We start from the raw sequence: 11,200 nt of genomic DNA, 5'->3' as shown, positions 1-11,200 counted from the left end.
CACCTCCGACCACCACCATTTCTACATCGAAGGCGAAAACCGCATATTCGACATCGACAGTGGTCCGGTGACGGTCGCCAACCTGCCGGAGCCGCCGGAAGGGATGGAGATCGCCAATGTCGATATCGTGGTGAGGCTGCGCCCCAAACGCCGAGAATGACCGGCGAGGCCCCCTTACCGTGCCCGTGCTGTTGCTGCTCGGCGGGCACATGTGGGGCAATGCGGCCGCGATGGCGGTTGCGCTGATCTGGATCGCGCACATCGCCATCGACCGTGCGCTGGCCCATGGCCTGAAGCTGCCAACCGGCTTTCAGGACACCCATCTCGGCCGTATCGGGCGCTAGGCTGACCTGAATTTCAACACACCCAAACCGGGCCGTGAGGGATCGGGGTTAAGATTCTGGGTCAAGAATCAGTCCTTGACCCGTTCGCCGGGATAGGCGCCCCAGACGATCGACTGGGCAAGCCAGCCTGTGTGGCCATCGAATGTCATTTCGCACCACTGGCCGTCGCAGGATTTGATCGTGCCCATGACGCCCGGCTCGACCATCGCGACCACCCTTGCGTCCTTGTTGGGGCTGTTGAGAAGGTTGATCTGGGCACCCTTGCCGCGCTGCCACGGGGCAACGATTGCAGTGCGCCGGCCGGAAAGCAGCGACTGGTTGATCCAGCCTTCCGAACCATCGGCATCGCGCACGCGGCGCCATGTGTCGAATTCCTGGATGATCTCCATCGGCAGGCCGGCCTTCATATACATCCAGTCGACCGAGTAGTTGGCCCCGGGACCGACGCGCGAGTTGACACGGCCGGATTTCAGGCTGACGAAGCGCGGCAGCGGCAGGCCACTCGGACCAAGCGTGACGACGCCCTGGGCAGGTGCAGCGGCACTCTGCGCCACGGCAAGCGGAGAATAAAGCAGAGCGCCGAGAAATGCTGCGCTGAGGGTCAGGCGAAGCGACGCGAAACCAGACACTTTCATTCCTTTCGGCGCTTGCCCATCGGCCTCGGCGCCCCTTTTTCTTTGTCTTCGGCGGCACCGCTTGTTACAGGGAGTAATCGGCACCGCGACCGGCTTTCAGTTTCGCCGGTCTTGGTTAAAGAGGTCTCAACGAGGGAAACAATGGCAGGCAAAAAGAAGCCTCTCGTGGTCATCACGCGAAAGCTGCCCGACCCGGTCGAGACCCGCATGCGCGAGTTGTTCGACGCCAGGCTGAATGTCGAGGACAGGCCGATGACGCAGCCGGAACTGGTCGCGGCGGTCAAGGAGGCCGACGTGCTGGTGCCGACGGTAACCGACCATATCGACGCCGCACTGATCGCCCAGGCCGGCGACAACCTCAAACTGATCGCGAATTTTGGCAATGGCGTCGACAAGATCGATGTCGCGGCCGCGGCCAAGAGGGGCATCACCGTCACCAACACGCCGAATGTCCTGACCGAGGACACCGCCGACATGACCATGGCGCTGATGCTGGCGGTGCCGCGGCGGCTGGCGGAAGGCGCTAATGTGCTCACCGGTGACAAGAAATGGGCCGGCTGGTCTCCGACCTGGATGCTGGGCCGGCGCATCTGGGGCAAGCGGCTCGGCATTGTCGGCATGGGGCGAATCGGCACCGCCGTCGCCAGACGGGCCAAGGCTTTCGGCCTGTCGATCCACTATCACAACCGCCACCGCGTGCTGCCGGCCGTGGAGGACGGGCTGGAGGCGACGTATTGGGAAAGCCTCGACCAGATGCTGGCCCGCATGGATATCATCTCGGTCAACTGTCCCTCGACGCCGGCAACCTTCCATCTGCTTTCAGCGCGGCGGCTGGCGCTGCTGCAGCCCACCGCATATGTCGTCAACACCGCGCGCGGCGACATCATCGACGAGGAAGCGCTGGTCAAGCTGATTCAGGACGGCAAGATCGCCGGGGCCGGCCTCGACGTCTACGAGCATGAGCCGGCTTTGAACAGCAAGCTGCTGAAGCTCGCCGCCAAGAACAAGGTCGTGCTTTTGCCGCATATGGGCTCGGCGACGCTCGAGGGCCGCATCGATATGGGCGAGAAGGTCATCATCAATATCCGTGCCTTCGTCGACGGCCACCGCCCGCCGGATCGGGTGCTGCCGCTCAGGACCTGACGCTGTCGCGGCCCACAAACCCTAAGATAAACCTTACTAGATAGCTTTGCGCATGGTGATCGAGGTCGGCCTGGCATAGCCCTCATGCGCCGTCCGTTCAGTTTCGCGAAAGCCGAGGCGAGCAAAGGCCTCATGATTCCCGGTCAGCTCGATCCGCGTCTGAAGCGCGACGGCGGCCTTGCCGCGGCTACGGGCAAGGTCTTCGACTGCCTGCATCAGCCGCCGGCCAATGCCTTGTCCCTGGCGGTCCGGCGCGACCGCGAACTTGCCGACATAAAGGTCCGCCGCCCTCTCAAGGGCAAAGACGCAGCCGACGATCCTGTCGCCCTGCACCGCCACGAAGCCGGTCTCCAGCCGCGCCTTGTCGCTCAGGGTGTCGGCGGTCAGATGGTGGGCCGAGGAGGGCGGGTCGACAACGCCGTCCATCGAAGCGAAAGCGCGCATGATCAATGCGAGCACATCGTCCCAACGGTCGAAATCGGTCGGGATCCGCGTGATGGAGACAGCTTCGTTCCGGTCCAAGAATTCAGCTTCTCTTGTAGCGGATGGTGTCGAAGCGCGCCGCCAGCGCATCATAGAGCAGCAGCCGGCCGACCAGCGGCTCGCCAATGCCGGTGATCAGCTTGATCGCCTCCATCGCCTGCAGCGTACCGACGACGCCGGTCAGCGCGCCAAGCACGCCGGCTTCGGCACAGGACGGCACCAGGCCCGGCGGTGGCGCCTCGGGAAACAGATCGCGATAGCTTGGGTTGGGCTTGCCGTCCTTGCCGTCTTCGAATGGCTTCAGCACCGTTACCGAACCATCGAAGCGTCCGACGGCGGCATGCACCAGCGGCTTGCCTTCGCTCGCGCAGGCATCGGCCACGGCATAGCGCGTTTCGAAATTGTCGGAACCGTCGACGACGATGTCATAGCGGGCGACGAGGGCGGGCGCATTGTCCGTGGTCAGCCGGAACGTATGCGGTTCGACTGTGGTGTTGGGATTGATGCGAGCGATTGCCGGCTTGGCGCTATCGGTCTTCAGCAGGCCGACAGTGTCGGTACCGTGAATGACCTGGCGCTGCAGGTTGGACAGCGAAACGGTGTCGTCATCGATCACGCCGAGTGTGCCGACGCCGGCGGCGGCAAGATATTCAAGCACCGGCGCGCCCAGTCCGCCAGCGCCGATGACCAGCACCCGGGCCTGTTTCAGCCTTTGCTGGCCGGCGCCGCCGATCTCCGGCAGCACGATGTGGCGGGCATAGCGTTCGATCTCGTCTGCGGTCAGGGCGGCAGTGGTCATTGCCTGATCATACAGGGACTGAAAAACCTTGTCAGGGGTCTTCGGTTGGCCCAACCGTCCCATGGTCGACAGTCAGGAATTGCGCGCGCCCCTGGAGACTGGAAAACAGCGCAGCATCGGTTCCTGTCATGAACGCCTGGCAGTTCAGTTCCTCCAGGATGGAGAACAGCGCCGCGCGCCGCCCGCTGTCGAGATGCGCGGCGATCTCGTCGAGCAGCAGGATCGGCGTCATGCCCGACATTTCGCCGGTCAGCCTTGCATGCGACAGCACGATGCCGACCAGCAGTGCCTTCTGCTCGCCGGTCGAGCAGAGTTCGGCCGGCATCGCCTTGGGGCGGTGTCGAACCACCAGATCCGAACGGTGCGGGCCGTCGAGGGTGCGCCCGGCGGCGCGATCGCGCTCACGGCCCCCGGCAAGCGTCCGACGGAAGCGCTCCTCGACATCGACCGCCGGCGCGGCGGCGATTTCGGCTTCCAGATCGCCCGAAAGGCCGATATCGGCCCGCGGAAATGGTCCCGTGTCGGGCAGCCTGTCGATCATGGTGGCGAGCAGCCGCACCATTTCGGCCCGCGCCGCGGCTATCGCCACACCGGTTTCGGCCATCTGCGTCTCGATAGCGTCGAACCAGCGGTCGTCCCGGGAGTTTTCGGTAAGCAGCCGGTTACGACCGCGCATCGCCTTCTCGTAGTCGATCGCACGTTGCCCGTGCCCGGGATCGATCGCCAGCACGAGCCGATCGAGAAATCGCCGGCGATCCGCGGCCGGTCCGGTGAACAACGCGTCCATGGCTGGCGTCAGCCACACCACGCGCAGCCATTCCAGCATGTCTTCGGCCGAACGCGCCGACGCTCCGTTGATGCGCACCCGCCTGCCGCCTTCGCCGGCGGTGTCGCCGCCGGAAATGCCTGTTCCGATCTCGACCTGGCCGTCAGGTCCGTCGAGCCGGGCATGCAATGCAAAGCCGCCGTCGCCGCCCTCGCGTGCGACATCCACGTAAGGGGCGCGGCGCAAACCACGCCCCGGTGTCAAAAGGGAGATTGCTTCGAGGAGATTGGTCTTGCCGGCGCCGTTGTCGCCGGAAAAAACCACGGCACCTGGCGCCAGATCGATCGTTAGCGCCGCGTAGTTTCGGAAATTGGTAAGTGTAAGCTTACTTATGTGGTTCTGTGCCGGCAACCGCTATCCGCCTATAGAGCGTTCCATCGTTTCACGGAAACGCAAAACCAATCTATCTCTTTGTTTTAACGCAATTCCCAAGGGAAAGCGCTATGCGCTTTTCCCGGGAAAACCGCTTCACACTTTTCCTGGAATTGCTCTAGAAGTTGCCGTAAATATCGCGCTTGCCGGTCCACAACAGGACCGAAGTGCTGACACCGCGCCGCTACACCCGCATCGGCATCAGCACATAGAGTGCGGTCTCGTCGGCCATGTCGTGGATCAGCGTCGGCGAGCCGGCGTCGGCCAGCATGAACTTGGCTTCCGTGCCGGTCAGTTGCGCGGCAACGTCGAGCAGGTACTTGGCATTGAAGCCGATCTCGATCGGATCGGATGAATAGTCGGCGGACAGCTCTTCGGTGGCGCTGCCTGAATCGGGATTGTTGACCGCAAGCGTCACCTGACCCTCGCTGATCGACAGCTTCACCGCGCGGCCGCGTTCGGAAGAGATGGTCGAGACGCGATCGACAGCGGCGGCAAAACTCTGGCGGTCGATGATCAGCTTCTTGTCGTTGCCGGTCGGAATGACCCGCTGATAGTCGGGGAAGGTGCCGTCGATCAGCTTCGAGGTCAAAACCACGCTGCCGATCGTGAAGCGGATCTTGGTGTCCGACAGTTCGGTGGTGACCGCGACATCCGGATCGTCGACGAGCTTCTGCAACTCGCTCACCGTCTTGCGCGGAATGATGATGCCCGGCATGCCTTCGGAACCCGCTGGCGCATCGATCTCGGCGCGCGCCAGGCGGTGGCCGTCGGTCGCTACCGAGCGCAGCTTCAACTTGCCGCCGACCTCATGCGTGTGCAGATAGATGCCGTTCAGGTAATAACGCGTCTCCTCGGTGGAGATGGCGAATTGGGTCTTCTCGATCAGGCCTTTCAGGGCAACCGAGTCGAGACGGAAGATATGCGAGAACGATCCGGCCGAGAGCTCCGGGAAGTCGGATTGCGGCAGGCACTGAAGGCGGAAGCTCGAGCGGCCAGACGTCACCGTCATGGCGTTGCCGTCCTCGTCCGTCTTCAGCATCACCTCGGCGCCATCGGCAAGCTTGCGCACGATGTCGTAGAGCAGATGTGCCGGGACTGTCGTCGCCCCGCCGCGCTCCACCTTGGCGGGCGTGGCTTCGGTCACCTCGAGGTCGAGATCGGTCGCCTTCATTTCAAGGCTGGCGCCTTCGGCGCTGAGCAGCACGTTGGACAGGATCGGTATGGTGTTTCGCCGCTCGACCACACGATGGACGTGGTTGAGCGACTTCAGGAGATTTGACCGTTCCAGGATAACACGCATGACGAAACAGGCTCGCTTGAATGAATGACGGGTCACCAGTGAGCGGCGTCCCGCGAAAGGTCTGAACAGGTTCAGAATCTGCGTAAACTGACAGGAAAAAACCAGCAAACGCAAGCCCGCGCCACCGGTTCAGGCCGGCTACGCGGGCTTTCTGGGGATAACGCGCCCGAAGTCCGCGAGCCAGTGTCGTAAAACCGAAATCCAGATCGCTTCCAGGCGGCGCCACGAGCCCGATCCAGGCCCAGCGCCGCACTGGCAAGCCATTGAATTCCGGTATTGTTCCGGCTCGGCCATCCCCGGAGGATCAGGCCTGGTCGTTGATCAACCGCCTCAGAAGCTCAAGTTCCTGCGCCAGCGTGTTGTCGTTGCCGGAAAGGTCCTCGATCTTGCGCACGGCATGCAGCACCGTGGTGTGATCGCGGCCGCCGAAACGCCGTCCGATCTCGGGTAGCGAGCGCGGCGTCATCACCTTCGACAGGTACATGGCGACCTGCCGCGGCTTGACGATGGTGCGCGTGCGCCGGTTGGACAGCAATTCGGTCTTCGACACATTGTAGTGACGCGCCACGATGCGCTGGATGTCCTCGATACGGACACGCTTCGGCTCGCCGGTGCGATAGATGTGGCCGAGGATTTCGTCGATCCGGTCGATGGTGATCTGCGGCTCGAAGGATTGACGGAACAAAAGCTGATTGAAGGCGCCTTCCAGCTCGCGTCCGCTGCCGGTCACGGTGCGGGCGACGTGATTGAGGATCTCCTCCGAAATGTCGAGCGATGCGTCGTCGCTCCTGGCCGTGGCAAGGCGCAATTTGAGCATGCCGAGGCGCATGGCGAAATCGGGCGCCGACATTTCAAGCGCGACACCGCCATTGAGGCGCGAACGGACCCGCGGTTCGAGCGATTCCAGTTCCGATGGCGGCCGGTCGGCGGCGACGACGACCTGCTTGGCGCTGTCGAGCAGCATGTTGATGAGGTGGCAGAATTCATGCTGGATCGACTTGCCCTGCAGAAACTGCATGTCGTCGATGATGAGCAGGTCGATGTCGCGCAGCTGTTCCTTGAGCGTCAGCGCGTTGTTGTCGCGGATCGCGGTGGCAAAGCGCCACATGAAATACTCGGCCGTGAGATAGACGACGCGCGACTTGGGGTTTTGCTTCAGCGATTCCGCAGCGATGGCCTGCAGCAAATGTGTCTTGCCGAGCCCGACGGTTGCGTGAAGGAAAAGCGGATTGAAGCGCACTGCGCTCGATTGCGATTCCGCTACCGCCTTGGCGGCGGCGAAGGCCACCCGGTTCGACGGTCCCTCGATGAAGGAGCCGAACGTGTAACGCGGATCGAGCGGCGACCCCAGCACGTTGTGGCGAAATTCGCTCTCGATCGGTGTGCCCGGACGCGGAGCCGGTGCGCGCTCCACCCGGCTGGGGCTGACTGTGCCGGCGGCAAGTGCCGTCTGCGTCTGCCGTGTCATCTTGCTGCGTGCTGGCGTTACCTCTGGCTCGGCCTGGCTGCGTCCCTGACGGGTTGCCGTGCGCACGACGATGTCGATCTTGAGGAGATCGGCATCCTCCTGCTTCCACAGCTCGGAAATGAGGTCGAGATAGTGGCCGTTGATCCATGAACGTAGGAAGGCGGTAGGCACGGAGATGCGGACGATGCCCTTGGAAGCCTCGGCGACCTTCATGCGGCCAAACCAGCTCGAATAGACTTCGGTTCCCAGGCGCGCCTTCAACTGGGTCTTGACCCGGTCGAATTTCTGTTCCGCGTCGCTGGACACCGCCATGTCGTTTGCTCCGATCAAAGTTCCAGGAAATGGGAGGTCGCCCGTAAGTTCCCTTTCAATGCCGCTCTGCATGATCTTTTCCTTGTCCTTCCGTACCTGTTTTCCACCGGGGATGCGCCTCCTGCATCCGGTTCCGGCGACCTAAGTCTTTGCTACGATGTCCGCTGCCGCCGCCGGCAGATGAACGTCGCCCATTATCCGTGGGAACCGGTGCCGGCCCATGGAAGCCAGTCCGCGTTGGGTATGTCAGGGCAATACAACACCGCCCGGCGAAAAGAGCGCCGGCGCGCCGTCTACCTGCCATGTCTAGTTACGCCAGTCCCCTACCGTATCGACAAACCAAAGCCGTCCGCGGACTTAATCCGCGTTGCAAATCCCGCCAATTTAAGCTGGCCGATTCAGGCTTAGGTTAAGAGCCAGAGCCCGTCCCTTTCGATAGATCGACACTACCGAAATCGCTGTGGATAGGGCAAGGCCACGTCTAACGGATTTTTAAGGAATCTGGTTAGTGGAGGCGGGTTCGAGTGGCGTGCCGCGACGGCACATTTTAACAAAGCCATTGTGATTCAAACCCTTTTCCGGCGAATATGAAAAACCGGGCGCTGACAGAAATATTCTGAAATAATTCGCTTGACAGCGACTTCTCCCCGATCGGGCCGGTCCGGTGTGGACAAGCTGTGGATCACCATCTGTAAGTCACTGAAAGGTATAAGCTATTTCTGACAGTTAAGAATCTTTAGGTCGGCCGTTTCAAGCATGCCGATCACCAGCAGGCATGCATATGCCGGCAAACTATTCCTAATTGTGAAATGCCGCATAAGACGCCGTTTCCGGACATTCTTTTTAAGTGCTTGCCGGCAAACGAAAAAACCCGGCACAAACGGCCGGGTTCGAAGAACGTCAGTCTAGGCAAGTAATGTCAGGCCGACAGTACCTTGACCCGCTGAGCCAGTCGCGACACCTTGCGGGACGCCGTGTTCTTGTGGATCACGCCCTTGGTCGCGGCACGCATCAATTCCGGCTCCGCGATCTTGAAGGCAGCCTGTGCGGCAGCCTTGTCACCGGAGGCAAGGGCCTCTTCGACCTGGCGGATATAGGTGCGGACGCGCGAGCGGCGGTTCTTGTTGATCGCTGCGCGGCGGACGATCTTGCGCGTTGCCTTTTTGGCCGAGGATGTATTGGCCATGATGCCTCTCTTCTGATCTGGTCGGCGCATGCGGGATGCCGCAGGGCGCAAAAAACAAACGGGCAGCCACGGGGCCGCCTCGGTTGGTGCGGCTTATAGTTCAGCTTTTCCGGCGCGTCAACGCTGCCCGGCCTTCTTTTTGGCGGCCAGCAGCCATCTTCTTCGCAGCCAAGGGATTGGCGTCAGCGGTTGGTGAAATTCGGCTTCCGCTTCTCGGCAAAGGCCGCCATGCCTTCCTTCTGATCGTCCAGTGCAAACAGCGAGTGAAACAGCCGGCGCTCGAACCGCAATCCCTCGGCAAGCGTCGTCTCGAAGGCGCGGTTGACAGCCTCCTTCGCCATCATCACCGATGGTAGCGAGAAAGCGGCGATCTTGGCTGCGGCCTTCAGTGCCTCCTCGACAAGCTCGCCGGCAGGCACCACCCGCGACACCAGGCCAGAACGCTCGGCCTCGGCGGCATCCATCATCCGCCCGGTCAGGCACATGTCCATCGCTTTCGACTTGCCGACGAAGCGGGTCAGCCTTTGTGACCCGCCCATGCCTGGAATGACGCCGAGGGTGATCTCGGGCTGGCCGAATTTGGCCGTGTCGGCGGCGATAATGAAATCGCACATCATCGCCAACTCGCAGCCGCCGCCGAGTGCATAGCCCGCCACCGCCGCGATGATAGGCTTTCGCGCCCGCGTCAGTTCCTCCCAGCCGACGAAGAAGTCTTGGGCGTAGGCGTCCGCGTAGGAGATGGACTGCATCTCCTTGATATCGGCGCCGGCGGCGAAAGCCTTTTCGGAACCGGTGATGACCATGGCGCCGACACCGGGATCGGCGCTGAACCCGTTCACGGCCGCCACCACCTCGGTCAGAATCTGCGAATTCAGCGCGTTGAGCGCCTGCGGCCTGTTCAGCGTGATCAGCCCGACCTTGCCGTGCGTCTCGGTGATGATCGTCTCATAGGCCATGGCTGCTTCTCCTTGCTCACGCTCGCCTAGAGCGGTTCATCGTTTCACGGAAACGCAGAACCGCTCCATCTCTCTGTCTTGACGCAATTCCGAACGGGAAACCGTTCCCACTTTTCCTGGAATTACTCTGACTCATCGCTGACATGTCCGGCAATAAAAGGTCGATCGGCCGCTCTGCACGACACGTTCGATGTGGCCGCCGCAGCCGGGTTTGGAACAGGCCTCCCCCTCGCGGTCGTAGACGGCGAAGGCGTGCTGGAAATAGCCCAGCGACCCATCGGTCTGCATATAGTCCCGCAGTGAGGAGCCGCCGGCTGCGATCGCATCCGATATCACCGAACGAATGGCTTGCGCGAGGTGTTCGCTTTGGGCCTGGGCTTTCTTTCCGGGCCTGGCGATCGTGCCCGCCTCGCGCAGCGGCGACAGGCCGGCACGCCACAACGCCTCCGACACATAGATGTTGCCGAGCCCGGCGATCAGCCTCTGGTCGAGAAGCGCTGCCTTCAGTGGTGATCGCCGCCCCTTCATCAATGAGGCGAGCAGCGCACCGTCCAATGTGTTGCCGGTTGGCTCGACGCCAAGTCCAGCCAGCATCGGATGAACGTCCGGCAGCCCTTCCGCAAACAGCATGAAGCCGAAGCGGCGCGGATCATTGAAGATCACGCGGGACCGGGCACCGGCCGGAGACACGATATGGAAGACGACGTGGTCGTGATTGGAGCTCTTCGAGCGGTCGTGCCGGAAGATGCCGGGCATGTCGCTGCCATCGGCCGTCTCTATGCGGAATGAGCCCGACATGCCGAGATGGCAGATCAGCATGGGGCCGCCTTCCAGGTCCATCGTCAGATACTTGGCCCGGCGGCCGAGTGCCGTGATCGTCTTGCCGGTCAGCCGCTGCGCGAATTTCTCGGGAAATGGAAAGCGCAGATCCGGTCGGCGCGCCTCGACGCGGGCGATGGTGGCGCCTTCCAGAACCGGCTGCAGCCCGCGCCGGACGGTTTCGACCTCCGGCAATTCAGGCATGACCGCCGATCGCCGTATAGAAAGACGTGCCGTAGCGTCCGGGCGCCAGCCCGAGATGCTCGGCCACGGTCTCGCCAATGTCGGCGAATGTCGTTCTCAGTCCGATGTCGCCGCCCTTGAGACCCGGTCCAGTGCCGATCACCGGAATGCGCTCGCGCGTGTGATCGGTCCCGCCCCAGGTCGGGTCGTTGCCGTGGTCGGCCGTCAGGATGAGAAGATCGCCCTGCCGCAGCCTCGCAAATGCCTCCGGCAGCCGCAGGTCGAAGGCCTCGAGCGCGGCAGCATAGCCCGCGACATCGCGGCGGTGACCGAATTCGGTGTCGAAGTCGACGAAATTGGCGAAGACGAGG

At 62.4% G+C, this 11,200-nt stretch carries 10 protein-coding genes and 3 pseudogenes; 3 read left to right on the top strand and 10 right to left on the bottom strand.

Annotated features, from left to right (window positions below; genetic code table 11):
• Positions 1 to 160, top strand: a pseudogene (locus EN749_RS38915) (transcriptional repressor); the annotation flags it as partial.
• A 19-nt stretch (positions 161 to 179) separates the two neighbouring features.
• A pseudogene (locus EN749_RS20760) lies at positions 180 to 344 on the top strand (DUF4260 family protein); the annotation flags it as partial.
• A 68-nt stretch (positions 345 to 412) separates the two neighbouring features.
• Here the strand turns inward: EN749_RS20760 and EN749_RS20755 are convergent.
• Positions 413 to 973, bottom strand: coding sequence for an SH3 domain-containing protein (locus tag EN749_RS20755; RefSeq protein WP_127267923.1), 561 nt, complete (start codon positions 971 to 973; stop codon positions 413 to 415).
• Between the two features lie 147 nt (positions 974 to 1,120).
• Between EN749_RS20755 and EN749_RS20750 the strand changes: the two genes are divergently transcribed.
• Entirely contained in the window at positions 1,121 to 2,122 is a 1,002-nt protein-coding gene (locus EN749_RS20750) for a D-glycerate dehydrogenase (RefSeq protein WP_127396805.1), read from the top strand.
• Between the two features lie 36 nt (positions 2,123 to 2,158).
• Here the strand turns inward: EN749_RS20750 and EN749_RS20745 are convergent, their stop codons facing one another.
• The 9 genes and pseudogenes from EN749_RS20745 to EN749_RS20705 all read right to left on the bottom strand — a co-directional run.
• The gene (locus EN749_RS20745; RefSeq protein ID WP_127396806.1) at positions 2,159 to 2,644 is read right to left on the bottom strand and encodes a GNAT family N-acetyltransferase; all 486 of its coding nucleotides are present in this window, start codon (positions 2,642 to 2,644) and stop codon (positions 2,159 to 2,161) included.
• Between the two features lie 4 nt (positions 2,645 to 2,648).
• Positions 2,649 to 3,404, bottom strand: coding sequence for a molybdopterin-synthase adenylyltransferase MoeB (locus tag EN749_RS20740; protein ID WP_127807961.1), 756 nt, complete (start codon positions 3,402 to 3,404; stop codon positions 2,649 to 2,651).
• 31 nt (positions 3,405 to 3,435) lie between these two features.
• The gene (gene recF, locus EN749_RS20735) at positions 3,436 to 4,581 is read right to left on the bottom strand and encodes a DNA replication/repair protein RecF (protein ID WP_128363864.1); all 1,146 of its coding nucleotides are present in this window, start codon (positions 4,579 to 4,581) and stop codon (positions 3,436 to 3,438) included.
• A 205-nt stretch (positions 4,582 to 4,786) separates the two neighbouring features.
• The gene (gene dnaN / locus EN749_RS20730) at positions 4,787 to 5,905 is read right to left on the bottom strand and encodes a DNA polymerase III subunit beta (RefSeq protein ID WP_023811387.1); all 1,119 of its coding nucleotides are present in this window, start codon (positions 5,903 to 5,905) and stop codon (positions 4,787 to 4,789) included.
• 304 nt (positions 5,906 to 6,209) lie between these two features.
• Positions 6,210 to 7,685, bottom strand: a complete 1,476-nt coding sequence (gene dnaA / locus EN749_RS20725) for a chromosomal replication initiator protein DnaA (protein ID WP_236383352.1) — start codon at positions 7,683 to 7,685, stop codon at positions 6,210 to 6,212.
• Positions 7,686 to 8,604: 919 nt separating this feature from the next.
• Positions 8,605 to 8,871 (bottom strand): 30S ribosomal protein S20, encoded by a 267-nt coding sequence (gene rpsT, locus EN749_RS20720; RefSeq protein WP_013533694.1) that lies wholly within the window; start codon positions 8,869 to 8,871, stop codon positions 8,605 to 8,607.
• Between the two features lie 182 nt (positions 8,872 to 9,053).
• The gene (locus EN749_RS20715; protein WP_127268054.1) at positions 9,054 to 9,827 is read right to left on the bottom strand and encodes an enoyl-CoA hydratase; all 774 of its coding nucleotides are present in this window, start codon (positions 9,825 to 9,827) and stop codon (positions 9,054 to 9,056) included.
• A 132-nt stretch (positions 9,828 to 9,959) separates the two neighbouring features.
• Entirely contained in the window at positions 9,960 to 10,850 is an 891-nt protein-coding gene (gene mutM, locus EN749_RS20710) for a bifunctional DNA-formamidopyrimidine glycosylase/DNA-(apurinic or apyrimidinic site) lyase (RefSeq protein WP_128363863.1), read from the bottom strand.
• Positions 10,843 to 11,200, bottom strand: a pseudogene (locus EN749_RS20705) (phosphopentomutase); the annotation flags it as partial. The pseudogene EN749_RS20705 and the gene mutM, both read right to left, overlap by 8 nt.

The sequence above is a fragment of the Mesorhizobium sp. M7A.F.Ca.ET.027.02.1.1 genome (assembly GCF_004022985.1).
GTDB lineage: Bacteria > Pseudomonadota > Alphaproteobacteria > Rhizobiales > Rhizobiaceae > Mesorhizobium.
This window is presented reverse-complemented; position numbering and strand designations above follow the sequence as displayed.

Bases quoted from the DNA above. Each gene is read 5' to 3' on its own strand.
- dnaN (WP_023811387.1), bottom strand. From the start codon at position 5,905: ATGCGTGTTATCCTGGAACGGTCAAATCTCCTGAAGTCGCTCAACCAC.
- mutM (WP_128363863.1), bottom strand. From the start codon at position 10,850: ATGCCTGAATTGCCGGAGGTCGAAACCGTCCGGCGCGGGCTGCAGCCG.
- dnaA (WP_236383352.1), bottom strand. From the start codon at position 7,685: ATGGCGGTGTCCAGCGACGCGGAACAGAAATTCGACCGGGTCAAGACC.
- EN749_RS20740 (WP_127807961.1), bottom strand. From the start codon at position 3,404: ATGACCACTGCCGCCCTGACCGCAGACGAGATCGAACGCTATGCCCGC.
- EN749_RS20715 (WP_127268054.1), bottom strand. From the start codon at position 9,827: ATGGCCTATGAGACGATCATCACCGAGACGCACGGCAAGGTCGGGCTG.
- rpsT (WP_013533694.1), bottom strand. From the start codon at position 8,871: ATGGCCAATACATCCTCGGCCAAAAAGGCAACGCGCAAGATCGTCCGC.
- EN749_RS20750 (WP_127396805.1), top strand. From the start codon at position 1,121: ATGGCAGGCAAAAAGAAGCCTCTCGTGGTCATCACGCGAAAGCTGCCC.